This window comes from Rhizobium hidalgonense (genome assembly GCF_002914525.1).
GTDB classification, from domain to species: domain Bacteria; phylum Pseudomonadota; class Alphaproteobacteria; order Rhizobiales; family Rhizobiaceae; genus Rhizobium; species Rhizobium hidalgonense.
Genome location: NZ_LODW01000093.1, coordinates 114,164 through 140,480, shown reverse-complemented (window position 1 = coordinate 140,480; position 26,317 = coordinate 114,164). Strand labels below are relative to the sequence as shown.

The window sequence follows — 26,317 nt, the reverse complement described above, 5'->3', positions numbered from 1 at the left end:
GCGATGAACAATGCGGCCTTGGCAAGGCTGACAAGCCGCTTTCCAGGGTCTATAGAGGCGCATCAACAGGAAGGTAATGCCATGACAGGTGTCACGCTCACGAGTGCCGGTCTCGACCAGCGCCGCCGCCGGATCCTTTTCCGTTGCTGGCATCGCGGCATTCGCGAGATGGATCTGGTCTTCGGCCAGTTTGCCGAAGCCGAGATCGCGACGCTCTCGGATGCCGAGCTCGATGAGTTCGAGACGATCATGGCAGAAGAGGACAATGATCTTGTTCGCTGGATCATGGGAACATGGCCGGTGCCCGAACGTTTCCAGACGCCAATGTTTGCCCGCCTTGCCGCCTATACGCCCGATTTCGACAAGCCCCTCAGGACGCCGGAATGATCCCAGGTTTTGATGCGAAGAAGCTTGCGGCCATTGCCGAGCCGCTGACGATCGGCAATGTGCCTGCCGGCCTCGAAACGCTGCTGCTCGCCGAGCTCGCCCGAACGGGAGAGCCGGTCGCCTATGTCATGTCCGACGGCCACCGCATGGCTGATCTCGAGCAGATGCTGAGCTTCGTCGCCCCCGACATTCCGGTTCTCACACTACCGGCCTGGGACTGTTTGCCCTATGACCGCGTCTCGCCGAGCGCCGACACCTCGGCCCGCCGCCTTGCCGCACTCGGCGGCCTGATTGCCCATCGGAAAAAACCGCATGCCGCGATCGTGCTCGTCACCGCCAATGCCATGCTGCAGAAGGTGGCGCCGCAGGATGTCATCGAAAGCCTGAGCTTTTCGGCCCGTCCCGGCAACCAGCTGCGCATGGACGATCTCGCCGGACGCCTGGAGCGCAACGGCTTCGATCGCGTCGCGACCGTTCGCGAGGTCGGCGAATATGCCGTGCGCGGCGGCATTCTCGACGTCTTCGTGCCGGGTTCGGAAGAACCGGTCCGCCTCGATTTCTTCGGCGACACGCTGGAATCGATCCGCAGCTTCGATCCGGCTAGCCAGCGCACGACGGGCCAGGTCCGCTCCCTCGATCTCAATCCGATGAGCGAGGTGACACTGACGCCGGATACGATCAGCCGTTTCCGCAAGAACTACCTCTCGGCTTTCGGCGCAACGACGCGGGATGACGCGCTCTATCTCGCCGTCTCCGAAGGCCGCCGTTATCCCGGCATGGAGCATTGGCTGCCGCTTTTTTACGAGAAGCTCGATACCGTCTTCGACTATCTCAGCGGCTTCCGTGTCGTCACCGACCATACGGTGCGTGAAGCGGCGGAAGAGCGCTCCAAGCTCGTTTTCGATTATTACGACGCCCGCCTGAATTCCGGTCAGCCGGCCAAGAGCCAGATGTCGCAGGGCACGCCCTATAAGCCGGTGACGCCGGGCCAGCTCTATCTCGACAGCAAGCTTTTCGCCAAAACCCTCGACGCGCTCGGGGCGATCCGCATCAGCCCCTTCAACGAGCATGAGGGCGAGGCGAGGCGGGTCGTCAATATCGACGCCCGCCAGGGCCAGCGCTGGGCCCGCTCGAATGCCGAGGGCGGCGGTGATGCCGAACGCATCAATATCTTCGACGTCGTCGTCAAGCATATTGCCGACCGCCGCGCGGCCGGGGCGAAAGTGCTCGTCACCGCCTGGACCGAAGGCTCGCTGGAGCGCCTGCTGCAGGTGCTGAACGAACACGGCCTGGAAAAGGTCAAGCTGGTCGAGGCATTGAAGGATGTCGGCTCGCTGGCGAGAGGTGAAGCCGCGGCTGCCGTACTCAGTCTCGAATCCGGCTTCGAGACCGGCGACCTCGTCGTCATCGGCGAGCAGGATATCTTAGGCGACCGCATGGTACGCCGCTCGAAGCGCCGCAAGCGCGCCGCCGATTTCATCGCCGAGGTCGCAGGTCTCGACGAGGGCTCGATCGTCGTCCACGCCGAACACGGCATCGGCCGCTTCATTGGTCTGCGGACCATCGAGGCGGCTGGTGCCCCGCATGCCTGCCTCGAACTGCAATATGCCGACGAGGCCAAGCTTTTCCTGCCGGTCGAAAACATCGATCTGCTCTCGCGCTACGGCGGCGAGGGCACCGACGCCCAACTCGACAAACTCGGCGGCGGCGCCTGGCAGATGCGCAAGGCCAAGCTCAAGAAACGCCTGCTCGACATGGCCGATGCGCTGATCCGCATCGCCGCCGAGCGCCTCACGCGCCACGCGCCGATGCTGACGACGCCGGAGGGCCTCTATGACGAGTTTGCCGCCCGCTTCCCTTATGACGAGACCGAGGACCAGGACAATGCCATCGAGGCGGTCCGCTCCGATCTTGGCGCCGGCCGGCCAATGGACCGTCTGGTCTGCGGCGACGTCGGTTTCGGCAAGACCGAAGTGGCGCTGCGTGCCGCTTTCGTCGCGGCGATGAACGGCGCCCAGGTTGCCGTCGTCGTGCCGACGACATTGCTCGCCCGCCAGCATTTCAAGACCTTTTCCGAGCGCTTCCGCGGTCTGCCGGTGCGCATCCAGCAGGCCTCGCGCCTGGTCGGGGCCAAGGAGCTGGCGCTGACCAAGAAAGAAGTGGCAGACGGCAAGACCGACATCGTCGTCGGCACCCATGCGCTGCTCGGCGCCGGCATCAAATTCGCCAATCTCGGCCTGCTCGTCATCGATGAGGAACAGCATTTCGGCGTCAAGCACAAGGAGCGGCTGAAGGAGCTGAAGAGCGACGTGCACGTGCTGACGCTGTCGGCAACGCCGATCCCGCGCACGCTGCAGCTCGCCATGACCGGCGTGCGCGAACTGTCGCTGATAACCACGCCGCCGGTCGACCGCATGGCGGTGCGCACCTTCATCTCGCCCTTCGACAGCCTCGTCATCCGCGAGACGCTGATGCGCGAGCACTATCGCGGCGGCCAGAGCTTCTATGTCTGCCCGAGGCTTGCCGACCTCGCCGATGTGCACGCCTTCCTGCAGTCCGATGTGCCGGAGCTGAAGGTCGCCGTGGCCCATGGCCAGATGCCGGCTGGCGAACTCGAAGACATCATGAACGCCTTCTATGAAGGCCGCTACGACGTGCTGCTGTCCACCACGATCGTCGAATCCGGCCTCGATGTGCCCACAGCCAACACGCTGATCGTCCACCGCGCCGATATGTTCGGCCTCGCGCAGCTCTACCAGTTGCGTGGCCGCGTCGGTCGGTCGAAGGTGCGCGCCTTCGCGCTCTTCACCCTGCCGGTGAACAAGGTGCTGACCGCAACTGCCGAACGCCGGCTGAAGGTGCTGCAGTCGCTGGATACGCTTGGCGCCGGCTTCCAGCTGGCAAGCCACGATCTCGATATCCGCGGCGCCGGCAATCTGCTGGGCGAGGAGCAGTCCGGACACATCAAGGAGGTCGGCTTCGAGCTTTATCAGCAGATGCTGGAAGAGGCGGTCGCCGAGGTCAAGGGTGTCGACGAGATCCACGACACCGGCTGGTCGCCGCAGATCTCCGTCGGCACGACGGTGATGATCCCCGAGAACTATGTGCCCGACCTGCATCTGCGCATGGCGCTCTATCGCCGTCTCGGCGAAATCACCGAACTCAAGGAGATCGACGGCTTCGGCGCCGAGATGATCGACCGTTTCGGGCCGATGCCGATCGAAGTCCAGCATCTCCTCAAGATCGTCTACATCAAGTCGCTCTGCCGCACCGCCAATGTCGAAAAGCTCGATGCCGGCCCGAAGGGCGTCGTCGTGCAGTTCCGCAACAAGGAATTCCCCAACCCGGCCAACCTCGTCGGTTATATCGGCAAGCAGGGCGCGATGGCGAAGATTCGCCCCGATCACAGCCTGTTCCTGACCCGCGACCTGCCGACCCCGGAAAAACGCCTGCAGGGTGCGGCTGTTATCATGACGCAACTGGCCGAGATGGCGAAGTAAAGCAATTCCAGCAAAAGTGTGCCGCGGTTTTGCGTCCGGGATTGCTTGAAAAAAAGGGAGACGGAGATGGCGACATATAGCGCGACGATCGCCTGGCAGCGAGGCGACGAGACCTTCACCGACAACCGCTACAGCCGCGCCCACCGCTGGACCTTCGACGGCGGCATCGAGGTGAGGGCGTCTTCGTCCGCTCACGTGGTTCCGCTGCCCTATTCCGCCGAGGACGCCGTCGACCCGGAAGAGGCCTTCGTCGCCTCGCTCTCCAGCTGTCACATGCTCTGGTTCCTTTCGATCGCCGCCAAACAGCGCTTCTGCGTCGACAGCTACACCGATGCCGCCGAGGGCGTGATGGAGAAGAACGCCGAAGGCCGTCTCGCCATGACCGTAGTGACACTCCGCCCGCATGTCGTCTTCAGCGGCGAAAAGCAGCCCACATTGAGCGAACTCGAAGCCCTGCATCATCGCGCCCACGACGAATGTTTCATCGCCAACTCGGTGAAGACCGAGGTGCGCTGCATTCCGGTTGTGGGCGGAATCTGAAGCCACGCTGGGATCTCTCCAGCGGCTTCCCGGACCTGCTTCACTTATTCACGGAATTGAAATGGCTTTAGATCAAACGACTGTAGTTGATGCCATCGGGGTCGATAATGCGACAGGCGAAGTCGTATTGACTATCACGGATCACCTTGAATGGACAGGGAGGGATAGTGAGCACCTTCTGTTGCTAAAAGAAAAGCTCAACGCTTATTTAAGTTTTGTTGAGATCGGTGAGATGTTGGAAACATACCCCGACGCCAAAGGCAGGGCAGTGTTAATAGACGTTGTGTGCAAGTTCCCGCCGGACGAGCAAGCCCAAGGCTTTTATAATCAGCTTTCACAGGTCGTCGAAAGTGCCGGAATAAAACTCCAACAGCGGTTGTTTAGCGCATGTTCGCTTTCGGCGATGAATTGACTTCGCCAAGGCTTGAGCACTGCGAAATCGTCTGCACAATTTTGTCGCGGCTCTTCGATTTCGATTCGCATCGGCGCCTCAGTTGAGACCCGATCGCGCCTCGGCCTTTGCCTTGGCGATATCACGCAGCGCATTCGCCAGCACATCGGGGGTCTGCGCGCCGCTGACGGCATATTGCTGGTCGAAGATGAAGAAGGGCACGCCGTTGACGCCCATTTGCTGTGCCGCCTTGATCTCGGCGACAATCAGGTCGCGATCGGCATCGGAGGCAAGCAGCGAGGCGATGACCGAACGGTCGAGGCCGGCCTTTCCGGCAATATCGAGCAGTATGGCATGGTCGCCGACATTGCGGCCTTCCTCGAAATTTGCCTTGAACAGGGCCGCGACGATGCTGTCCTGCTTCTCGCGGCCTTCGATCATCGCCCAGTGGATCAGCCGATGGGCGTCGAGCGTGTTCGGGCCGATTTTGATCGCCTCGAAGTCGAAGGCGATGCCGACCTCGCGGCCGTAATCGGCGAGCATCTTGTGGGCCTGCGCCACGCGCTCCTCGCCGCCGAGCTTCTCAGCCAGCGCCTTCTTCTGGTCGACACCTTCCTTGGGATAGTCGGGATTGAGCCGGTACGGCCGCCAGTTGATGTCTACGCCGATTTCGTCCTGCACTTCGGCGATGGCGAGTTCCAGTCGCGCCTTGCCGAGATAGCACCAAGGGCAGACGACATCCGAGACGACGTCGATGGTGATACGCTCCATGATGATCTTCCTTATCTGTGCGTTCGGCGTTTGGCCGCTGTTATTGCACGCTTGTATCCCACCAGACCGGCAGCTGATAGCCATTAAGCGGCACGCTGTCGGGACGGCCGATGCGCTTGCTGTGGGCCACCCATTGCTGGTCGATATGATAGAGCGGCAGCACGTAGTGGCCGGAGAGCAGCAGCCGGTCGTAGGAGCGCACCGCCGCGGTGAAATCCTCGGCCGAGCGTGCCCTGAGCACGTGGTCGATCAGCGTGTCGATATCGGGATCGTTGGCGCCGGCAAAGCTGTCGGTACCCTCGCGGGTGCGCGCAGCCGACGACCAGCGGCCGAGCTGTTCGTTTCCAGGCGACAGCGAGGAGGTGTAGGACTTCATGATCATATCGTAATCGAAGCTGTTCGTCCGGCTCTGATACTGCGAATCATCGACGGTGCGGATCGAAGCGGCGATGCCGATCGTCTGCAGCGAACGCTGGTAGGCGATGGCGAGCTTCTCCTGGTCGGCATTCTGCGTCATGATCTCGAAAGCGAGCTGACGGCCGGAGGCATCCAGCATCTTGCCGCCCTGGATCGTATAGCGGCCCTGTTTCAGCAATTCGACCGCCTGCTTTAGTACATTGCGGTCGCGACCGGAGCCGTCGGTCACCGGCAGTTTGTAGGTCCCGTCAAGAATCGCGGGTGCGATTTTGTCCTTGATAGGCCCGAGCAGGGCAAGCTCGGCCGCATTGGCGGGAACGCCGAAACTCGACAGTTCGGAGTTCTGCCAGAAGCTCTGGGTGCGCTTGTAGGCGCCGGAATAGAGGTTCTTGTTTGCCCATTCGAAATCGAACACCAGCGACAGACCCTCGCGCACCTTGGTGTCGGTAAAGATCGGCCGGCGGGTGTTGAAGACGAAGCCGAGCATACCGCTGGGCAGTTTCGGTGTGTACACGTCCTTGACGACAGTCCCCGAGGTGACGGCGGGGAAATTATAGGCATTGGCCCAGTGGCCGGGATTGCCGTCGGGATAGACGTCGATATCGCCCTTCTTGAAGGCCTCGAACAGCGTCGTATCCTGCAGGAAATACTGAACGGTGATCTGGTCGTAATTGTCCGTGCCGACCTTGGCGGGAATGTCCTTGCCCCAGTAATTCGGATCACGCTCATAGGTGATGCTCTCGCCGGGCTTCACCGTCTTCACCTTATAGGGCCCGGAGCCGACGGGCGGCGTCAGCGAGGAACGATCGAAGGTCTCGGGATCGATCGCATGTTTCGGCAGCACCGGGAAAAGACCGAAAATCAAGGGCGTCTCGCGGTCGGCCTTGTCGTTGAAGGTGAAGCGCACGCTGTGTTCGCCCACCTTTTCCATCTTCGCGACGACGTTGAGGCGATTGGCGAAGGGCACGCGGCCTTTGTCGCGCATCAGCTCGAAGGTGAACATCACGTCCTCAGGCGTCACCGGCTGACCATCGGCCCATTTCGCCTTCGGATTGAGGTTGAACTGGATGAAGCTCCTGTTGTCGTCCCATTCGACCGTTTCGGCCAGCAGGCCATAGAGCGTGAAGGGCTCGTCGCGGGAGCGCTGCATCAGCGATTCGTAGACGAGATTGCCATATTCCGGATCCCACATGCCGCGCGCCGTTGTGCGCATGCTCTTTAGTATGAACGGGTTGAGGCTGTCGAAAGTGCCGACGACGCCGTAGGTGATCTTGCCGCCCTTTTTCACGTCGGGATTGACGTAAGGAAAGTGCTTATAATCAGCCGGCAAGGCCGGCTCGCCATGCATCGCGATGCCATGCAGCGGCTCGGCGGCAACAGCGCCGCACAGCAGCGACAGGACGAGGGGGACGACGATCCGGAGCATTCGGCAATCCTTGCGACCACGAAAACGGGCATGATTCACCGCGGAGATTATCATGGGGTCGAACGATTCCAACACGAAGCGGCGATTTCTTTGGCATCGCGACGAAATGCGCCTCAAATTGCCAAAGAAATGCTGGATATCTTGAACGCTGCGATGTAACAGGTGAACCCGAAGTTTCGGGGTCATGCATTTGCCTTATTTTTTTAAGAGGTGGGTGCCGAACGACCCGATGGTTGGGGCGGCAAGTCGCTGCTCCGAACGGATATCAGGAGACGGAATTCGTTATGATGTTCAAGTCTGAAAAGAAAATGCGGGCAGCACTGTCCGTTCTGGCAGTGATGTTCGGCGCCGCTTCGGCTCCGGTCTCCTCCTTCGCCCAGGATGCGGCGGCACAGGCTCCGGCCGATGCTCCGGCGCAGGCCGCCGGCGCTCCGAAGCTCGGCTGGTACAAGACCTGCAGCAAGCAAGAAGACAACGACATCTGTGTTGTCCAGAACCTGATTCTCGCCAATGGCGGCCAGCTTGTCACGGCCGTCGGCCTGATCTCGGTTACCGGCAAGATCAACCGCAAGCTCCTGCAGGTGTCGGTACCTACCGCACGCCTGATCCCCCCGGGCATCATCATGCAGATCGACGGCGGCAAGGGCCAGAAGCTCGACTATGCCGTCTGCCTGCCGGACAAGTGCACGGCTGAAATTCCGCTGACCGATGCGATGATCGCCAGCCTCAAGAAGGGCAGCGACGTGATCTTCACCTCGATCAACTTCCGCCGCGCCCCGAACCCGATCAAGATTTCGCTCGAAGGCTTCACCGGTGCTTATGACGGCGAACCGGTTTCCGAATCCAAGCTCGCTGAAAGCCAGCGCAGCCTGCAGGAAGGCATGCAGAAGAAGGCCGAAGAAGCCCGCAAGAAGCTGGAAGACGCCCAGAAGGCAGCCAAGGCGCAGTAATCCTGCCGCCATATTTGAATAAAAACCCGGCTTCGCGTCGGGTTTTTTGTTGATAGGTCCCCCTTCGAGGCGTTGGCGAGGGACCGAGATCTTGCGGCTTGTCCCTGCTCCCCGTCATCACGGGGAAAAGGTGGCGGCAGCCGGAATTTTGCGCCAAAAGAAAAGGCCTCGCTGGGAGAGGCGAGGCCTTGTTTCACTTGCCGGGCAAGCCGATTTTAATGGGCGAAGCTCATCTTGGGTTTGAACTGCCCTGACGGGGCCTGATCGAAAATCTGATAGATCTGCGGATTGCGAAGCGGCGTGCCGCTTTCATCGTTCGTCAGGTTCTGCTCCGACACATAAGCGACATATTCGCTTTCGTCATTTTCGGCGAGCAGGTGATAGAAGGGTTGGTCCCTGCTCGGGCGCACTTCGGCCGGAATGGAATTCCACCATTCCTCCGTATTCGCGAACTCCGGATCAACGTCGAAGATGACGCCGCGAAACGGAAAAACCTTGTGCCGAACCACTTCGCCGATACTGAACTTTGCTATTCTTTCTTTCATGGTACGACTTCCTTTCATCACCAAATTTGGTGATTGGTGCCGCGCAAATCAAGATTTTTGCGCGAACGCGTCACATGAACGTCATATCCTCCTGCTGGCGTCCATGACCCGGGGAGGGGAAAGCCCCGGCGAACCGGGGCATTCCTTCTTGGCAGCCGGTTAGGCTGAATAATACATGTCGTATTCGACCGGATGCGGCGTCATTTCGAAACGCATCACCTCTGCCATCTTCAATTCGATGAAGGCATCGATCTGGTCGTCGTCGAAAACGCCGCCGGCGGTCAGGAACTTGCGGTCCTTGTCGAGGCTTTCGAGCGCTTCGCGCAACGAGCCGCAGACGGTCGGGATCTTCTTCAGCTCCTTCGGCGGCAGGTCGTAAAGATCCTTGTCCATGGCCTTGCCGGGATGGATCTTGTTCTTGATGCCGTCGAGGCCGGCCATCAGCATGGCGGCGAAGGCGAGATAGGGGTTGGCGGTCGGATCCGGGAAGCGGACTTCGACGCGCTTGGCCTTCGGGTTGGAGCCGAACGGAATGCGGCAGGAGGCCGAGCGGTTGCGAGCCGAGTATGCCAGCAGCACCGGCGCCTCATAACCCGGAACGAGACGCTTGTAGGAGTTCGTCGACGGATTGGTGAAGGCGTTGATCGCCTTGGCATGCTTGATGATGCCGCCGATGTAGTAGAGGCAGCTCTCGGAGAGACCGGCGTATTCGTCGCCGGCAAAGGTCGGCTTGCCGCCCTTCCAGATCGACTGGTGCACGTGCATGCCCGAGCCGTTGTCGCCGAAGATCGGCTTCGGCATGAAGGTCGCCGTCTTGCCGTAGGCATTGGCCACCTGGTGCACGACGTATTTGTAGATCTGCATCTTGTCGGCGTTGCGCACCAGCGTGTCGAACTTGATGCCGAGTTCGTGCTGGGCGGCTGCCACTTCATGGTGATGCTTTTCGACGACGACGCCCATTTCGGAGAGCACAGTCAACATTTCCGAGCGCATGTCCTGGGCGCTGTCGACCGGCGGAACCGGGAAATAACCGCCCTTGACGCGCGGGCGATGGCCGAGGTTGCCGGTTTCGTAATCGGTGTCGTCGTTCGACGGTAGTTCGGTCGAGTCGAGCTTGAAGCCGGTATTGTAGGGATCGGCCTTGTACTTGACGTCGTCGAACACGAAGAATTCGGCTTCCGGGCCGACGAAGATCGTGTCGCCGATACCGGATGCCTTGAGATAGGCTTCGGCCTTCTTGGCGGTGCCGCGCGGATCGCGGTTATAGGCCTCGCCGGAGACCGGATCGAGGATATCGCACATGATGACCATGGTCGACTGAGCAAAGAACGGGTCCATATGCACCGTCTCGGTATCGGGCATCAGCACCATGTCGGACTCGTTGATGGCCTTCCAGCCGCCGATCGAGGAGCCGTCGAACATCACGCCGTCAGCGAACATGTCCTCGTCGACGCAGACAACGTCCATCGTCACATGCTGCAGCTTGCCCTTTGGGTCGGTGAAGCGCAGATCGACGAACTTTACGTCGTTCTCCTTGATCTGCTTCAGAATTTCGCTTGCGGACGCCATTAAATACCTTCCTCCGATTTACGATGACAATACATGGCTGCGCTGACCGTATCGAACTTTGCGCGCTTGGCAAAGTGGGTCAGATGGCGTCGATGCCGGTCTCGCCGGTACGGATGCGGATAACCTCTTCGACGTTGGAGACGAAGATTTTTCCGTCGCCGATGCGGCCGGTCTGCGCCGCCTTGCGGATCGCATCGATGACCGCTTCCGCGTTCTCGTCGGCCAGCACGACCTCGACCTTCACCTTCGGCAGGAAATCGACGACGTATTCGGCGCCGCGGTAAAGTTCCGTGTGACCCTTCTGACGGCCGAAACCCTTGGCCTCAGTGACCGTGATACCCTGCAGGCCGACTTCCTGAAGAGCTTCCTTCACTTCGTCCAGCTTGAAAGGCTTAATGATCGCTTCGATCTTTTTCATGAGAAAATGTCTCTCCGCTTCTCCCGTTATGGCAGGAATTTTCCCGCTCGCCGGATATGATGCAGATATCGTGCCAGTTTGAAATCCGTCTTCCTAAAAAAATCCGCGAATTTCGCCGAAACCGCCGCATTTGCGGAGATTCTGATGTCGATTTGGTGACAAAACTGCCGCAAAACTCTGCCCTTCGATCAAAATCATATCGAAAGTCGGAAAAAACCTATGTTTAAGGAGTCGCGCAATCACGTCTGGGTAGGATGAAAAGATAGGCAAATGCACAAAATTAGTTCGTTTCTTTAATTTTTCAGGCGGTTGTTTTTTAGGCGTTTTTCGATTGAATAGACCAATGAGTCACCAACTGTCCGACCTTCTTCTCACGCCTGCCGAGATGGCCGCAGTCGATGCGGCGGCTGCCGCATCCGGTATTGATTCTTTTGGCCTGATGGAAAGGGCAGGTGCCGCGGTCGCGGCTGCGGCCCTGCGCCTTCATCCCGGCGCGCGGCGCTTCGTCGTGCTCTGCGGGCCGGGCAACAATGGCGGAGACGCCTATGTGGCAGCAAGGCACCTGCAGGAGGGCGGAGCTGCAGTGGCAGTCCTCCATTTTGGCGATCCCTCCAGGCTGAAGGGCGATGCCGCCCGCGCCCACGCCGGCTGCGCGCTCCAGGGACAGGAGCTCTACCTCTATAGTCCCGAAAGCGGCGACGTCGTCATCGATGGGTTGTTTGGCGCAGGGCTCGGCCGCGACGTGCCGGCCGAAGTCCGCGCGGTGATCGAGCGGGTCGCCGAGGCCGGTCCTCCGGTGCTCGCCATTGATCTGCCCTCCGGCCTCGATGGCCGTACCGGCAGGGTGCTGGGTGCGGCCTTCAAGGCGCAGAACACCATCACCTTCATGACCCGCAAGCCCGGGCACCTGCTGATGCCGGGCAGGGAGCTTTGCGGTGAACTGGAAGTCTTCGATATCGGCATTCCCGCCCGCATCGTCAGGGCCGAGGCAAGTGGCGCCATCGACGAAAACAGGCCTGACGCCTGGAGGGCGGTGCTGCCGGTCGAGCAGCTGGAAACCCACAAATACAAGCGCGGTCATCTGGTGGTGTTTTCAGGCGAGGCCGACAAGACGGGGGCCGCGCGCATGTCGGCGATCTCGGGCCTGAAGGCCGGCGCCGGCCTGGTGACGATCGCCGCCCCGCATGCGGCGATGGCCGCCAATGCCGCGCATCTCACAGCCGTGATGCTGCATGCCATTGACGACGAGGCCGAACTCGATGCCTGGCTTGCCGACAAGCGGCTGCAGACATTCGTCCTCGGTCCCGGTTTCGGCATCGGCGCCAGGGCACGCGGCTTCGTCACCGCCCTTGCCGATCGCCATCTCGTGCTCGATGCCGACGGCATCTCCTCGTTCAAGGACGATCCGCAGCAGCTTTTCGATCTTTTCCGAGGCGAACCGCGCCTGGTGTTGACGCCGCACGAAGGTGAATATTCGCGGCTCTTTCCCGATATCTCAGGCGACGATGGGCTGGGGAAGGTGGACAAGGCCCTGGCCGCTGCCCGCCGCGCCAATGCCGCGATCGTCTACAAGGGCGCCGATACCGTCATCGCCGCGCCAGATGGCCGGGCGCTGATCAATACCAACGCGCCCGCCTGGCTTGCCACCGCCGGATCCGGCGATGTGCTCGCCGGCGTTATCGGCGGATTGCTCGCGCAGGGCCTGCCGGCCTTCGAGGCCGCCGCCGCCGGCGTCTGGCTGCACGGCGCAGCCGGCCACCGCGCCGGCAAGGGGCTGACGGCGGAGGAACTCGCGGCCCACGTATTGCCGCTCTAGCCCGGTCGGGGCATAACCGCTCCGAGATTGGGCTGGCTTATTTCGCCAGCGCCTGCTGCAGGGCGATCGCCCCATGCGGCGCATTCACCTTGCCCTCATGGATCATGAAGGCGAAGACGTCGCGCGGCTCGGCCTTGACCTTGCGATCCCCGTCGATCAGCGGCAGATCGTCGGGGACCTTGCCCTCGGCCCAGGTCTCCAGCCGCTTTGCCCAAGCCTCCAGGTCCTTGTCGGGATAGCAGGTCGGAATATCGTCCGAACCCTTCTGCAGCCTGGCATAGACGAAATTGGCCGTGACATCGGCGATCATCGGATATTCGAAATGTTCGGCGCAAACAGGCGCCACGCCATATTTGGCAAGCAGCGCCACAAACTCCGGCACCTTGAAGGAATCGTGCCGGACCTCGACCACGTGGCGGAGCGCCAGCCCGTCCTGTTTTGTCGGCAGCAGTTTGAGGAAGGCCTCGAAATCGTCCGGATCGAACTTCTTCGTCGGAGCGAACTGCCAGAGCAGCGGCCCGAGATGATCGCCGAGTTCGCTGATCCCCGATGACAGGAAACGCTCCATCGATTCACCGGCTTCGGCAAGCACCCGCCGATTGGTGACGAAACGCGTCGCCTTCAGTGAAAAGATGAAACCCTCGGGCACGTCGGCTGCCCATTTGGCAAAGACCGCCGGCTTCTGCGTGCTGTAATAGGTGCCGTTGACCTCAATAACCTTCAACTGGCGGCTGGCAAAATTCAGCTCATCCTTCTGCTTCAGGTCATCGGGAAAGAAATGCCCGCGCCAGGGCTCGAAGGTCCAGCCGCCGATGCCGGTGCGGATAGTGCCGGATTTCGTCATGTCGTCCTCCCCGTTCGCAGCCGTTCTGGCCGCATCGATCTCTTTCGTCACGTCGACGAGCGACCATCCTGGCCGATATGCGCTCGGCCGGCGACCCGTTCCCTGAAATCCGAAGGCACTGTAGAGGGCACCGGGATCGGTGGCGCACCGAAGAGATGGGTATAGAGCAGATATGCGGCTGCCGTCAGTGTCGCGATCGTTTTGAGATCATCGGGCGACGCCAGCCGCATCGTCATTCCGCCGCAACCGCCTTCTTCGCCGGCCGCCGCTCCAGCAATTCCTTCAGGAAATGTCCGGTATAGGAGCGTTTCTCCTTGACGATCGCTTCGGGCGTGCCGACAGCCACAATCTCTCCGCCACCATCGCCGCCTTCGGGACCGAAATCGAGCACCCAGTCGGCCGTCTTGATCACTTCGAGATTGTGTTCGATCACCACCACCGAATTGCCCTGGTTGACCAGTTCGTGCAGCATTTCGAGCAACTTCGCGACGTCGTGGAAATGCAGGCCGGTCGTCGGTTCGTCGAGAATATAGAGCGTGCGCCCCGTCGAGCGTTTCGACAGCTCCTTGGCCAGCTTGACGCGCTGCGCCTCGCCGCCGGAGAGCGTATTCGCCTGCTGGCCGACCTTGATATAACCGAGGCCGACATCCTTCAGCGATTGCAGCTTATCGCGCACGGCCGGCACCGCCGCGAAGAAATCGACGCCTTCCTCCACGGTCATGTCGAGCACGTCGGCAATCGACTTCTGCTTGAAGGTGACGTCGAGCGTCTCTCTGTTGTAGCGCTTGCCGTGGCAGACATCGCAGGTGACATAGACATCCGGCAGGAAGTGCATCTCGATCTTGATGACGCCATCGCCCTGGCAGGCTTCGCAGCGCCCGCCCTTGACGTTGAACGAGAAGCGGCCGGGCTGGTAGCCGCGCGCCTTGGCTTCCGGCAGGCCGGCGAACCAATCGCGGATCGGTGTGAAGGCGCCGGTATAGGTCGCCGGATTGGAGCGCGGCGTGCGGCCGATCGGCGACTGGTCAATGTCGATCACCTTGTCGATATGCTCGAAGCCGTCAATGCGGTCGTGATCGGCCGGGTTTTCACGCGCGCCCATGACGCGCCGTGCCGCCGATTTATACAGCGTCTCGATCAGGAAGGTGGACTTGCCGCCGCCGGAAACGCCGGTCACCGCCGTGAACACGCCGAGTGGGATCGATGCCGTAACGTTCTTCAGATTGTTGCCGCGGGCGCCGACGACCTTGATCTCGCGGCCCTTCTTCTGCTTGCGGCGCTCGTTGGGAACGGGAACGCCGAGTTCGCCCGAGAGGTATTTGCCGGTCAGCGACATCGGACTGTCCATGATATCCTGCGGCGTGCCGTGGGCGATAACCTCACCGCCATGAATGCCGGCAGCCGGGCCGATATCGACCACGTCGTCGGCCGTCATGATCGCGTCCTCGTCATGTTCGACGACGATGACCGTGTTGCCGATGTCGCGCAGGTGCTTCAGCGTATCGAGCAGCCGGGCATTGTCGCGCTGGTGCAGGCCGATCGACGGCTCGTCGAGCACGTAGAGCACCCCGGTCAGCCCCGAGCCGATCTGCGAGGCAAGCCGGATGCGCTGGCTTTCGCCGCCAGACAGCGTGCCCGAGTTGCGCGACAGGCTGAGATATTCCAGGCCGACATCGTTGAGGAAGCGCAGCCGGTCGCGGATTTCCTTCAGGATGCGCACCGCAATCTCGTTCTGCTTGGCGTTGAAGCTCGCCGGCAGCGTCTCGAACCAGTCGCGGGCGACGCGGATCGACATGCCGGTGACTTCGCCGATATGCAGCGTGCCGATCTTCACCGCTAAGGCCTCCGGCTTCAGGCGGAAGCCGTTGCAGGAAGGGCAGGGAGCAGCCGACATGAAGCGCTCGATATCCTCGCGCGCCCAGGCGGAATCGGTCTCCTTCCAGCGGCGCTCGAGATTGGTGATGATGCCCTCGAAATTCTTGTGCGTCGTATAGGAGCGCGCTCCGTCGGCGTAATGGAATTCGATCTTGTCTTCGGTGCCGTTGAGGATAACGTCCTTGGCTTCGTCGGACAGATCGTTCCAGCGGGTGCCGAGCTTGAAGCCGTAATGTTTGCCAAGTGCTTCCAGCGTCTGGTTGTAATAGGGCGAGGTCGATTTGGCCCAGGGCGCGATCGCGCCGTCGCGCAGCGTCCGCTCGGGCTCGGGCACGATCAGGTCCGGATCGATCTTCTGCTGGGCGCCGAGGCCGTCGCAGGTCGGGCAGGCGCCGAAAGGATTGTTGAAGGAGAAGAGTCTGGGCTCGATCTCCGGGATCGTGAAGCCGGAGACCGGGCAGGCGAATTTCTCCGAAAACAGCACGCGCTCATGCGTCTCGTTCAGCGATTTGTTGGCCGAGCCGCCGGCCGAGGTCTCTTCCGGCGGCAGCGGCTTGTCGGCGAATTCGGCAACCGCCAGCCCGTCGGCGAGCTTCAGGCAGGTCTCCAGGCTGTCGGCCAGGCGGGCCGAAACATCTGAGCGCACGACGATGCGGTCGACGACCACGTCGATGTCGTGCTTGTATTTCTTGTCGAGCACCGGCGCCTCGGCGATCTCGTAGAACTGGCCATCGACCTTGACGCGCTGGAAGCCTTTCTTCATCAGCTCGGCGAGTTCCTTCTTGTATTCGCCCTTGCGCCCGCGCACGAGCGGCGCGAGAATATAAAGACGGGTGCCCTCGCCGAAATCGAGGACGCGGTCGACCATCTGGCTGACCGTCTGGCTCTCGATCGGCAGGCCGGTCGCCGGCGAATAGGGAACGCCGACGCGGGCAAACAGCAGGCGCATATAATCGTAGATCTCGGTGACGGTGCCGACCGTCGAACGCGGATTGCGCGAAGTGGTCTTCTGCTCGATCGAGATCGCCGGCGACAGCCCGTCGATCTGGTCGACGTCGGGCTTCTGCATCATTTCGAGGAATTGCCGGGCATAGGCAGACAGGCTCTCGACATAACGGCGCTGGCCCTCGGCATAGATCGTGTCGAAGGCCAGCGAGGATTTGCCCGAACCGGAAAGACCGGTCATGACGATCAGCTTGTTGCGCGGCAGATCGAGATCGATGCCCTTGAGATTGTGCTCGCGCGCGCCGCGGATGGAGATCGTCTTCAGTTCGCTCATCGTCTCAGCTTTGGTCCTTTGGGATAACAGCCCTTATTTAGTGATGCCGACCGGCGAGTCGAGGCTGAATGTCCGCTACAGTCAAGGTTTTCGATTCTGTTGACAGGATCATACGGATAAACTAGAACAAAGAAAGAACAAAATTCCTGATGAATGCATGCGGCTTTCTGATGGGATAAACATGTGGATTAACGACCGTTCACGCGCATCGGCGGTCCGCGATGGTTTAAGGTGCGCTGATCGATTAACGCCGCCGGGCAGGGCGGCAGGCAGGGTGAGAAGCATGGCTGGTAGCGTAAACAAGGTAATTCTGATTGGAAACGTCGGTGCGGACCCGGAAATCCGCCGCACTCAGGATGGCCGGCCGATCGCCAATCTTCGTATCGCGACCTCGGAGACCTGGCGCGACCGCAATTCCGGCGAGCGCCGTGAAAAGACCGAATGGCACACCGTCGTGGTCTTCAACGAGGGCCTCTGTAAGGTCGTTGAACAATATGTGAAGAAGGGCGCCAAGCTTTATATCGAAGGCCAGTTGCAGACCCGCAAGTGGCAGGACCAGCAGGGCCAGGACCGCTACTCCACTGAAGTGGTGCTGCAGGGCTTCGGCTCGACGCTGACCATGCTCGACGGCCGCGGTGAAGGCGGCGGTGCAAGCTCCGGCGGCGGCCGTGGCAGCAGCAACAATGATTACGGCGACGATTACGGCGCCCCGGCTCCCTCCTCATCGCCGAGCCGCGGCGGTGGTGGCGGCGGTAACTTCTCGCGCGATCTCGACGACGACATCCCGTTCTGATCAACCGCTTTTCCTAGCTTGGAGAAGAGTTGAGAGCATGATGCCTTTGAATGGCATCATGCTCTTTTTCTTTGGAATTGCGCCGTTCAATGCGGCGTCGCGCTGATGAGATTGAGCGCGGCTTTTGCACCGTCAACGACGAATTGCACCGCAAGGGCGGCGAGGATGACGCCTAGGAGCCGTGTGAGGATCGCCCTGCCGGTGACGCCGAGGAAGCGGTCGAGCCTGTCGGCGATCAGCAGCATCAGGAAGGTCAGCAACAGATTGGCGGCGATGACGCCGATCAACTGGGCTTTTTCGACGGTGGTCGGCAGAGTGCCGGCCAGCAGGATCGTCGCCGAGATCGCGCCGGGGCCTGCGATCAGCGGCAAGGCGAGCGGGAAGACGGCGATATTTTCGATGTGATCCTTGGTGACGGCAGCCTCGCTGGCCTTCTCCTTGCGCTCCTGCCGCCGCTCGAACACCATCTCGAAGGCGATCCAGAAGAGCAGCAGCCCGCCGGCGATGCGGAAGGCGCCGATCGAGATGCCGAGCACGCCGAGAACGCTTGCGCCGAACAGGGCGAAGACGGCGAGGATGATGAAGGCGATGGTCGAACCGCGCAGCGCCACCTGAGTGCGCTCGGCCCGGCTCATGCCCGTCGTCAGCCCCAGGAAGATCGGCGCCAGCCCCGGCGGGTCGATGGTGACGAGCAGCGTCGTGAAGGCGTTGATCAATTGGTCGGCGCTTGCCATCGTCTCTCCGAAACCGCATATAGTCACAAGGTTTTTATGATTGTGAAGCGGGGATTCCGATTTGGCAAATATCCCGCGGCCGCCGGCAGCGGATTTGTCCGCTCCCGCCCCGCGACTTGTATGTTTTACCCTCTTTAAGCCGCAAAAGCCTGTTCAAAACGCACCGTGAAATTGGCGCGGGAACAGGCTTTCCGCTATAAATCTTCAAGTGATTCTAGAAGAGATCGTGATCTGTTTTGACTGAGCAAACACCCCCCGGCGGCGGGAAGCTCCCGCCAGGCATCGAGCCCATCTCCATCATGGAGGAAATGCAGCGGTCGTATCTCGATTACGCGATGAGCGTCATCGTCAGCCGCGCACTGCCCGACGTGCGCGACGGCCTGAAGCCCGTGCACCGGCGCATCCTCTACGGCATGTCCGAGCTCGGCATCGACTGGAACAAGAAATACGTCAAATGCGCCCGCGTCACCGGTGACGTGATGGGTAAATACCATCCGCACGGCAATTCCGCGATCTATGACGCGCTTGCCCGCATGGCCCAGCCCTGGTCGCTGCGGCTGCCGCTGATCGACGGTCAGGGCAATTTCGGCTCCGTCGACGGCGATCCACCGGCGGCCGAACGTTACACCGAATGCCGCCTGGAAAAGGCGGCCCATTCGCTGCTCGACGATCTCGACAAGGAAACCGTCGATTTCCGCGATAACTATGACGGCACACTCTCCGAGCCGGTCGTGGTACCGGCCAAATTCCCGAACCTGCTCGTCAACGGCGCCGGGGGCATTGCCGTCGGCATGGCGACCAACATCCCGCCGCACAATCTCTCCGAAGTCATCGACGGCTGCATCGCGCTGATCAACGATCCGGCCATCGAACTGCCGGACCTGATGCAGATCATTCCCGGCCCTGACTTCCCGACGGGTGCAAAGATCCTCGGCCGTGCCGGCATCCGCTCGGCCTATGAGACCGGCCGCGGTTCGGTGATCATGCGCGGCGTCGCCGCCATCGAGCCGATGCGCGGCGATCGCGAGCAGATCATCATCACCGAGATTCCCTACCAGGTGAACAAGGCGACGATGATCGAGAAGATGGCCGAGCTGGTGCGCGACAAGCGCATCGAAGGCATCTCCGATCTGCGCGACGAATCCGACCGCCAGGGTTATCGCGTCGTCGTCGAGTTGAAGCGCGATGCCAATGCCGATGTGATCCTCAACCAGCTCTACCGCTATACGCCGCTGCAGACATCCTTTGGCTGCAATATGGTGGCGCTGAACGGCGGCAAGCCGGAACAACTGACGCTGCTTGACATGCTGCGTGCTTTCGTCTCCTTCCGCGAGGAAGTCGTTAGCCGGAGAACGAAATTCCTGCTGCGCAAGGCGCGCGACCGTGCCCATGTATTGGTCGGCCTTGCCATTGCCGTCGCCAATATCGACGAAGTCATCCGCGTCATCCGCCAGGCGCCCGATCCGCAGTCGGCCCGCGAAGAACTGATGACCCGCCGCTGGCCGGCCGAAGATGTCGAGAGCCTGATCCGTCTGATCGACGATCCGCGTCACCGCATTAACGAGGACCTGACCTACAATCTCTCCGAAGAGCAGGCCCGCGCCATCCTCGAACTGCGCCTTGCCCGTCTGACGGCGCTTGGCCGCGACGAAATCGGCGACGAACTCAACAAAATCGGCGAAGAGATCAAGGATTACCTCGATATTCTCTCGTCGCGCGTCCGCATCCAGACGATCGTCAAGGACGAACTGATTGCCGTCCGCGACGAATTCGGCACGCCGCGCCGAACCGAGATCGTCGATGGTGGCCTCGAAATGGACGATGAGGATCTGATCGCCCGCGAGGATATGGTCGTCACCGTTTCGCATCTCGGCTATATCAAGCGCGTGCCGCTGACCACTTATCGCGCCCAGCGCCGCGGCGGCAAGGGTCGCTCCGGCATGACCACTCGCGACGCGGATTTCGTTAGCCGGCTATTCGTGGTCAATACCCATACACCGGTTCTGTTCTTCTCGTCGCGCGGCATCGTCTACAAGGAGAAGGTCTGGCGTCTGCCGATCGGCACGCCGACCTCGCGCGGCAAGGCGCTGATCAATATGCTGCCGCTGGCACCCGGCGAACGCATCACCACCATCCTGCCCTTGCCCGAGGACGAGGAGAGCTGGGACAATCTCGACGTCATGTTCTCGACGACGCGCGGTACGGTTCGCCGCAACAAACTGTCGGACTTCGTCCAGGTCAACCGCAACGGCAAGATCGCCATGAAGCTCGAGGAGGAGGGCGACGAAATCCTCTCCGTCGAGACCTGCACGGAACGTGATGACGTTCTGCTGACCACGGCGCTCGGCCAATGCATCCGCTTCTCCGTCGACGACGTTCGCGTCTTTGCCGGCCGCAACTCGATCGGCGTGCGCGGCATCAATCTCGGCGAAAGCGACCGCATTATCTCGATGACGATCGTCGGCCATGTCGATGCCGAGCCGTGGGAGCGCGCCGCCTATCTGAAGCGCTCCGCCGCCGAACGGCGTGCCACGGGCGTTGACGAGGAAGACATCGCTCTGGTCGGTGAAGAAGTCACCGAAGAGGGACAACTCTCCGACGAGCGCTACGACGAGTTGAGAGCCCGTGAACAATTCGTACTGACGGTCTCGGAAAAGGGCTTCGGCAAGCGTTCGTCGTCCTACGACTTCCGCATCTCCGGCCGCGGCGGCAAGGGCATCCGCGCCACCGACACGTCGAAGACAGGCGAGATCGGCGAGCTGGTCGCGGCCTTCCCCGTCGATGACGGCGATCAGATCATGCTGGTTTCCGATGGCGGCCAGCTGATCCGCGTGCCGGTCGGCGGCATCCGCATCGCCAGCCGCGCCACCAAGGGCGTCACCATCTTCTCGACGCACAAGGACGAAAAGGTCGTCTCGGTCGAGCGCATCAGTGAACCGGAGGACGACGAGACGGAGGAGGCTGTCGAGGTGGCCGAAGGTGCTGCTGCCGACGAAGGTGCTGCCGGTGAGGCGCCGATTGCCGATGGTGGTCCAGCCGGGCCTGCCGAAGAATGATCAGATGAACGGGGCGGCTTCGGGCCGCCCTTTTCTTTTCAGGTCGCCTTTTCCTTTCAAGCCGGAATGGTCGCCACATCCAAAGAAAAAGCCGGATGCTGGGTGCATCCGGCTTGAAAGGCCTCGGGCAGCGGAAGGGGGCCGCTCAAGGTGGGGAAGGGGTTGGCAAAAAAGGAAAGTTAGAACGCTCTATGTTTTTCGTTCAGCGCCTTGACCTCGTCACCTTCGCGCCGGAGCGCTGATATCGTCGAGGCAACAGACACTATGAACATGACGCTGATGAGGGCGGTGAGCACTGTCAAGATCGTGAACATAGGCATTCCTTTCCTGGGGAGTTGCGTTGTCGCCCCTCAGTACTGGCCCAGTACGGCCGTCCGGGCCGAAGCATAGGGACCATAAACCTTGGACGTATCAGCCTTCTGATCATAGAGCGCGACAGTTGCGGTCAGCATGCCCGTGACCATTACCATCCAGAGCACGTTAATCATCGTAATCTTGCCGGGCATCTTTAGTCCTTCCTGCCGCGATAATCGCATCTATGTGTCGGTTGAATGAACGCATCCGTTTTAAAATGGTTCCGCCGGATGTTGAGGCGGTGTTTACCAATGCCGATCTGAAGCCTCCTTGAATGTCTCGTTCATCTGGCGTTCAGATTCGAACGTCGTTTCTTTCACGTAGGCGGCCTTGCGCCCGCACGATCGCCGCGTGCTCGGCAAGCGCCGGCCGCACCCAGCTGACCTCGTATCGATCGGCGAAATAGCCATAAGCCATCTCGGCGGCCAGCGAGGAAACGACGGCAAGTGCAACGAGCACGATCAGCATGGGTCCGGTCTTTCGGGGAGCGCCGGATGCCAGAATGGCATCGGCTGTCTTGATGATTTGAATTAAGCAGATCCTGTCTGAAACCGCCTTGAACGGGTCATTCATCCGCCGTTCAACCGTCCGGGATGGTTGCCCAAATCACTTGCGGGAAGGCGGCATCCGTGACAAAAGGCGTCAAACAACGGTCGGGCCAGATGACGACAGCTTTTTATCCGGGGTCCTTCGACCCGATCACCAACGGGCATGTGGATGTTCTGGTCCAGGCGCTGAACGTCGCCGAAAAGGTGATCGTTGGGATCGGCATCCATCCCGGCAAGGCGCCGCTGTTTTCCTTCGAGGAGAGGGCCGAGCTGATCCGCCTTTCGCTCGCCGAAGCGCTGCCCGGCAAGACCGGCGATATCGCCGTCGTCGCCTTTGACAATCTGGTCGTCGATGCCGCCCGCACCCATGGCGCCACGCTTCTGATCCGCGGGCTTCGCGACGGCACCGATCTTGATTATGAGATGCAGATGGCCGGCATGAACAGGACGATGGCGCCCGATATCCAGACCATCTTTTTGCCGGCGGGCACGGCCTCTCGGCCCATTACCGCCACATTGGTCCGCCAGATCGCCGCCATGGGCGGCGATGTCAGCGCCTTCGTGCCGGCCGCCGTCTTACAAGCCCTCACATCCAAGCGCCAAAATTAACAACTACAAAGACTTGCAAGACAAAGACGAGCAAGCGCAAAGACCAGGCGGAACCCGCCGCAATGGAGCCCACATGAAACTCTTTTATCTCGCATTTGCCGGCGTATTGTATCTCGCCTCCTTCGCCGGCGATGCCTTCGCCCAGTCGGCCGATCATTATCTGACCGTGCAGTTGAAGGACGGCCCTGTCGTCATCCAGCTCATGCCTGAGGTGGCGCCGAAGCATGTCGCCCAGATCGAGGCGCTGGCCAATAAGGGCGAATACGACAACGTCGCCTTCCACCGTGTCATCGAGGGTTTCATGGCCCAGACCGGCGACGTCAAATATGGCAACATGGAAAAGGGCTTCGATGCCAGCCTTGCCGGCACCGGCTCCTCCGACATGCCCGACATTCCGGCTGAATTCTCCAAGACCCCGTTTGTGCGCGGCACGGTCGGCATGGCCCGCTCGCAGGATCCGAATTCCGCCAATTCGCAGTTCTTCATCATGTTCGCCGACGGCTCCTTCCTGAACGGCCAGTACACCGTCGTCGGCAAGGTCGTTTCCGGCATGGAGAATGTCGACAAGATCAAGCGCGGCGAAGGCCAGAACGGCGAAGTCAAAAGTCCCGACCGGATGATCAAGGTCACCCTGGGCAAGAAGTAAGTTACGAGAGAAACAAGAGGAGAAGATTATGGCCGAGATCAAGGATCCCGAAAACACCATCATTCTGGAAACCACCAAGGGCAAGGTTGTCATTCAGCTTCTGCCGCAGGTCGCCCCTGAACATGTCGCCCGCATCAAGGAACTCGCTCGCGAGAAGGCCTATGACGGCGTCGTCTTCCACCGCGTCATCCAGGATTTCATGGCCCAGACGGGCGATGTCGAATTCGGCAAGAAGGGTTCGGAAACCTTCAATCCCGGTCGCGCCGGCATGGGCGGCTCCTCGAAGCCGGATCTGAAGGCTGAATTCTCCGCGACCACGCATACGCGCGGCACCTGCTCGATGGCCCGTTCGCAGAACCCGAACTCTGCCAACTCGCAGTTCTTCATCTGCTTTACCGATGCGCCCTGGCTGAACAAGCAGTATTCCGTCTGGGGCCAGGTCATCGAAGGCATGGACAATGTCGACAAGATCAAGCGCGGCGAGCCGGTTTCCGATCCGGACTCGATCGTCTCGATGCGGGTTGCCGCCGACGTCTGATTGTGATTTCTGCTGAAACCCGCCCTTGCGTGACTGCGCGAGGGCGGGTTTCGCTTTGAAAGTGCCCTAATGCGCGTAGACCTTTTCGATTTCGATCTGCCCGATGAACGCATCGCGTTGCGGCCCGCCGAGCCGCGAGACAGCGCGCGCCTGCTCGTCGTCGATCCCAATGCAGGCAGCGTGCTCTCCGATCATCGCGTCAGCGATCTCGCCTCCTTCCTGCGGGCGGGCGACGCACTTGTTTTCAACGATACCAAGGTCATTCCCGCCCAGCTCGAGGGCATCCGCCATCGCGATGGCGCCGGCGGCCAGCAGGTGTCGGCGACGCTGCATATGCGCGTCGGCCCGAGCCGCTGGAAAGCCTTTGCCAAGCCCGGCAAGCGCATCAAGGAGGGTGACCGCATTTCCTTTGGTCATAGCGGCGAAAGCTGCTTCCTCGGCTCGCTCGATGCTACCGTCGAGGAAAAGGGCGAGGCTGGTGAAGTGACGCTCGCCTTCGATCTTTCCGGCCCGGCGCTCGACGAGGCGATCGCCGCCGTCGGCCATATTCCGCTGCCGCCCTACATCGCCGCCAAGCGCCCGGAGGACGAGCGCGACCGCGCGGATTACCAGACAATCTATGCTCGAGAAGACGGCGCCGTCGCCGCGCCAACCGCCGGCCTGCATTTTACGCCTGGCCTGTTCGAAGCGCTCGACAGAGCCGGCATCGAACGCGATTTTGTCACGCTGCATGTCGGCGCCGGCACCTTTCTGCCTGTGAAGGCAGACGATACCGCCGATCACAAGATGCATCTGGAAACCGGCACCGTCAGCGCTGAGGCCGCCGCACGGCTGAATGCCGTCAAGGCAAGGGGCGGGCGCATCATCTGCGTCGGCACCACCTCGCTGCGGCTGATCGAGAGTGCCGCGGAAGAAAGCGGCGAGATCAAGCCCTGGGCCGGCGCCACTGGCATCTTCATCACGCCCGGTTACCGCTTCAAGGCGGTCGACATGCTGATGACCAATTTCCATCTGCCGCGCTCGACGCTGTTCATGCTGGTCTCGGCCTTTTCAGGCTTCGAGACCATGCACGCGGCCTATAATCACGCCATCTCGACAGGCTACCGCTTCTACTCTTACGGCGACGCGAGCCTTCTTTTCCGGAAAGATACATGACAGAGACCTTCCAATTCACGCTTGACAAGACCGATGCCGGTGCTCGCCTCGGAAAAATTTCCATGCCGCGCGGCGAAATCCGCACGCCGGCCTTCATGCCGGTCGGCACCGTCGGTACCGTCAAGGCCATGTATCTCGACCAGGTGCGCGAAACCGGCGCCGACATCATCCTCGGCAATACCTATCACTTGATGCTGCGCCCGACGGCTGAGCGCGTCGCCCGCCTCGGCGGCCTGCACAAGCTGATCCGCTGGGAGCATCCGATCCTGACGGACTCAGGCGGTTTCCAGGTCATGTCGCTCTCCGGCCTGCGCAAGCTCGACGAGCAAGGCGTCACCTTCAAATCGCATGTCGACGGCAGCCTGCACCATATGTCGCCGGAGCGGTCCATCGAAATCCAGGGCCTGCTCGGCTCCGACATCCAGATGCAGCTTGACGAATGTGTGGCGTTGCCGGCCGAGCCGAAGGAGATCGAGCGCGCCATGGAAATGTCGCTGCGCTGGGCCGAGCGCTGCAGGGTCGCCTTCGGCGAGCAGCCGGGGAAGGCGATGTTCGGCATCGTCCAGGGCGGTGATATTCCGGCCCTGCGCATCCGTTCGGCGCAGGCGCTGAGCCAGCTCGACCTCAAAGGTTATGCGATCGGCGGCCTTGCCGTTGGCGAGCCGCAGGACGTCATGCTGCAGATGCTGGAAACGACGCTGCCGGTGCTGCCCGGGCAAAAGCCCCGTTACCTCATGGGCGTCGGCACGCCGGACGATATTTTGAAGTCGGTCGCCCGCGGCATCGACATGTTCGACTGCGTCATGCCGACCCGTTCCGGCCGCCACGGCCTGGCCTTTACCCGCCGCGGCAAGGTCAATATCCGCAATGCCCGCCATGCCGAGGATATGCGCCCGCTCGACGAACAGTCGAACTGCCCGGCCTCGCGAGACTATTCCCGCGCCTATCTCCACCATCTCGTCCGCTCCAACGAGGCGCTCGGCGGCATGCTGCTCTCCTGGAACAATCTCGCCTATTACCAGGAACTGATGCAGGGCATCCGCAAGGCGATCGCCGAAGGTCGGTTCGCCGATTTCATGGCGGAGACGCAGGAGGAATGGGCGAGGGGCGATCTCCAACCCGTATGATCTGCCCTCTCGTGGTGACGGTCACCTGC

General features: G+C 61.2%; 24 protein-coding genes and 1 pseudogene. 13 read left to right on the top strand and 12 right to left on the bottom strand.

All coding sequences use genetic code 11. The annotated features are described in order from the left end of the window. Positions 1 to 81 precede the first annotated feature (81 nt). The 4 genes from ATY29_RS28515 (at position 82) to ATY29_RS28500 (ending at position 4,839) form a co-directional block, all read left to right on the top strand. Complete coding sequence (locus tag ATY29_RS28515; protein ID WP_097533504.1) at positions 82 to 387, top strand: FAD assembly factor SdhE; 306 nt, start codon at positions 82 to 84, stop codon at positions 385 to 387. Beyond that, positions 384 to 3,887 (top strand): transcription-repair coupling factor, encoded by a 3,504-nt coding sequence (mfd, locus tag ATY29_RS28510; RefSeq protein WP_025416158.1) that lies wholly within the window; start codon positions 384 to 386, stop codon positions 3,885 to 3,887. The genes ATY29_RS28515 and mfd overlap by 4 nt, the downstream gene beginning before the upstream one ends. 66 nt (positions 3,888 to 3,953) lie before the next feature. Further along, positions 3,954 to 4,427 carry an OsmC family protein gene (locus ATY29_RS28505; protein ID WP_097533503.1) on the top strand — a complete coding sequence of 158 codons (474 nt, stop codon included), beginning with the start codon at positions 3,954 to 3,956 and terminating at the stop codon, positions 4,425 to 4,427. 61 nt (positions 4,428 to 4,488) lie between these two features. Further along, positions 4,489 to 4,839 (top strand): DUF6572 domain-containing protein, encoded by a 351-nt coding sequence (locus ATY29_RS28500; RefSeq protein WP_097533502.1) that lies wholly within the window; start codon positions 4,489 to 4,491, stop codon positions 4,837 to 4,839. Between the two features lie 78 nt (positions 4,840 to 4,917). Here the strand turns inward: ATY29_RS28500 and ATY29_RS28495 are convergent, their stop codons facing one another. Both ATY29_RS28495 and ATY29_RS28490 read right to left on the bottom strand, forming a co-directional pair. Continuing rightward, on the bottom strand, positions 4,918 to 5,589 hold the full coding sequence (locus ATY29_RS28495; RefSeq protein ID WP_097533501.1) for a DsbA family oxidoreductase: 672 nt from the start codon (positions 5,587 to 5,589) through the stop codon (positions 4,918 to 4,920). Positions 5,590 to 5,629: 40 nt separating this feature from the next. Then, positions 5,630 to 7,432, bottom strand: coding sequence for an extracellular solute-binding protein (locus ATY29_RS28490; RefSeq protein WP_097533500.1), 1,803 nt, complete (start codon positions 7,430 to 7,432; stop codon positions 5,630 to 5,632). Between the two features lie 284 nt (positions 7,433 to 7,716). Here ATY29_RS28490 and ATY29_RS28485 point away from each other — a divergent pair, with 284 nt between their 5' ends. Next, positions 7,717 to 8,382: an invasion associated locus B family protein gene (locus tag ATY29_RS28485; RefSeq protein ID WP_025416160.1), complete on the top strand. Its 666-nt coding sequence runs from the start codon at positions 7,717 to 7,719 to the stop codon at positions 8,380 to 8,382. Between the two features lie 215 nt (positions 8,383 to 8,597). Here the strand turns inward: ATY29_RS28485 and hspQ are convergent, their stop codons facing one another. The 3 genes from hspQ to ATY29_RS28470 form a co-directional block, all read right to left on the bottom strand. Beyond that, a complete protein-coding gene (gene hspQ / locus ATY29_RS28480) occupies positions 8,598 to 8,927 on the bottom strand; it encodes a heat shock protein HspQ (protein WP_003573176.1) in 330 nt (109 codons plus the stop codon). 159 nt (positions 8,928 to 9,086) lie between these two features. Beyond that, entirely contained in the window at positions 9,087 to 10,496 is a 1,410-nt protein-coding gene (gene glnA, locus ATY29_RS28475) for a type I glutamate--ammonia ligase (protein WP_003573174.1), read from the bottom strand. 79 nt (positions 10,497 to 10,575) lie between these two features. Further along, positions 10,576 to 10,914, bottom strand: a complete 339-nt coding sequence (locus tag ATY29_RS28470; protein WP_003539626.1) for a P-II family nitrogen regulator — start codon at positions 10,912 to 10,914, stop codon at positions 10,576 to 10,578. Positions 10,915 to 11,257: 343 nt separating this feature from the next. Here ATY29_RS28470 and ATY29_RS28465 point away from each other — a divergent pair, with 343 nt between their 5' ends. Then, positions 11,258 to 12,730 (top strand): bifunctional ADP-dependent NAD(P)H-hydrate dehydratase/NAD(P)H-hydrate epimerase, encoded by a 1,473-nt coding sequence (locus tag ATY29_RS28465; RefSeq protein WP_025416161.1) that lies wholly within the window; start codon positions 11,258 to 11,260, stop codon positions 12,728 to 12,730. A gap of 37 nt (positions 12,731 to 12,767) precedes the next feature. Here the strand turns inward: ATY29_RS28465 and ATY29_RS28460 are convergent, their stop codons facing one another. From ATY29_RS28460 to uvrA, 3 genes and pseudogenes are all read right to left on the bottom strand, one after another. Further along, the gene (locus ATY29_RS28460) at positions 12,768 to 13,574 is read right to left on the bottom strand and encodes a DUF72 domain-containing protein (protein WP_097533609.1); all 807 of its coding nucleotides are present in this window, start codon (positions 13,572 to 13,574) and stop codon (positions 12,768 to 12,770) included. A gap of 27 nt (positions 13,575 to 13,601) precedes the next feature. Continuing rightward, positions 13,602 to 13,810, bottom strand: a pseudogene (locus ATY29_RS28455) (hypothetical protein); the annotation flags it as partial. After that, complete coding sequence (gene uvrA / locus ATY29_RS28450) at positions 13,807 to 16,728, bottom strand: excinuclease ABC subunit UvrA (protein ID WP_003573168.1); 2,922 nt, start codon at positions 16,726 to 16,728, stop codon at positions 13,807 to 13,809. The pseudogene ATY29_RS28455 and the gene uvrA, both read right to left, overlap by 4 nt. 283 nt (positions 16,729 to 17,011) lie before the next feature. On the opposite strand from uvrA, the gene ATY29_RS28445 reads away from it, so the two are divergent. After that, complete coding sequence (locus tag ATY29_RS28445; protein WP_025416164.1) at positions 17,012 to 17,521, top strand: single-stranded DNA-binding protein; 510 nt, start codon at positions 17,012 to 17,014, stop codon at positions 17,519 to 17,521. 86 nt (positions 17,522 to 17,607) lie between these two features. Here ATY29_RS28445 and ATY29_RS28440 read toward each other — a convergent pair whose 3' ends face one another. After that, positions 17,608 to 18,255 (bottom strand): MarC family protein, encoded by a 648-nt coding sequence (locus ATY29_RS28440; protein ID WP_003573165.1) that lies wholly within the window; start codon positions 18,253 to 18,255, stop codon positions 17,608 to 17,610. A gap of 236 nt (positions 18,256 to 18,491) precedes the next feature. Here ATY29_RS28440 and gyrA point away from each other — a divergent pair, with 236 nt between their 5' ends. After that, the gene (gene gyrA, locus ATY29_RS28435; protein WP_025416165.1) at positions 18,492 to 21,311 is read left to right on the top strand and encodes a DNA gyrase subunit A; all 2,820 of its coding nucleotides are present in this window, start codon (positions 18,492 to 18,494) and stop codon (positions 21,309 to 21,311) included. Between the two features lie 179 nt (positions 21,312 to 21,490). Here gyrA and ATY29_RS38225 read toward each other — a convergent pair whose 3' ends face one another. From ATY29_RS38225 to ATY29_RS38385, 3 genes are all read right to left on the bottom strand, one after another. Continuing rightward, positions 21,491 to 21,625: a hypothetical protein gene (locus ATY29_RS38225; RefSeq protein WP_280176782.1), complete on the bottom strand. Its 135-nt coding sequence runs from the start codon at positions 21,623 to 21,625 to the stop codon at positions 21,491 to 21,493. Between the two features lie 36 nt (positions 21,626 to 21,661). Beyond that, the gene (locus ATY29_RS37085) at positions 21,662 to 21,817 is read right to left on the bottom strand and encodes a hypothetical protein (RefSeq protein ID WP_003573160.1); all 156 of its coding nucleotides are present in this window, start codon (positions 21,815 to 21,817) and stop codon (positions 21,662 to 21,664) included. Positions 21,818 to 21,959: 142 nt separating this feature from the next. Next, on the bottom strand, positions 21,960 to 22,238 hold the full coding sequence (locus ATY29_RS38385) for a hypothetical protein (protein ID WP_097533499.1): 279 nt from the start codon (positions 22,236 to 22,238) through the stop codon (positions 21,960 to 21,962). An 89-nt stretch (positions 22,239 to 22,327) separates the two neighbouring features. Here ATY29_RS38385 and coaD point away from each other — a divergent pair, with 89 nt between their 5' ends. The 5 genes from coaD (at position 22,328) to tgt (ending at position 26,288) form a co-directional block, all read left to right on the top strand. Then, positions 22,328 to 22,822 (top strand): pantetheine-phosphate adenylyltransferase, encoded by a 495-nt coding sequence (gene coaD, locus ATY29_RS28425; protein ID WP_025416167.1) that lies wholly within the window; start codon positions 22,328 to 22,330, stop codon positions 22,820 to 22,822. A gap of 73 nt (positions 22,823 to 22,895) precedes the next feature. Beyond that, positions 22,896 to 23,468, top strand: a complete 573-nt coding sequence (locus ATY29_RS28420) for a peptidylprolyl isomerase (protein WP_097533498.1) — start codon at positions 22,896 to 22,898, stop codon at positions 23,466 to 23,468. A 28-nt stretch (positions 23,469 to 23,496) separates the two neighbouring features. Next, complete coding sequence (locus tag ATY29_RS28415) at positions 23,497 to 24,006, top strand: peptidylprolyl isomerase (RefSeq protein WP_003573154.1); 510 nt, start codon at positions 23,497 to 23,499, stop codon at positions 24,004 to 24,006. 69 nt (positions 24,007 to 24,075) lie between these two features. Beyond that, positions 24,076 to 25,161 carry a tRNA preQ1(34) S-adenosylmethionine ribosyltransferase-isomerase QueA gene (gene queA / locus ATY29_RS28410; protein WP_097533497.1) on the top strand — a complete coding sequence of 362 codons (1,086 nt, stop codon included), beginning with the start codon at positions 24,076 to 24,078 and terminating at the stop codon, positions 25,159 to 25,161. Beyond that, on the top strand, positions 25,158 to 26,288 hold the full coding sequence (gene tgt / locus ATY29_RS28405; protein ID WP_097533496.1) for a tRNA guanosine(34) transglycosylase Tgt: 1,131 nt from the start codon (positions 25,158 to 25,160) through the stop codon (positions 26,286 to 26,288). The genes queA and tgt overlap by 4 nt, the downstream gene beginning before the upstream one ends. The last annotated feature ends 29 nt before the right edge of the window (positions 26,289 to 26,317 follow it).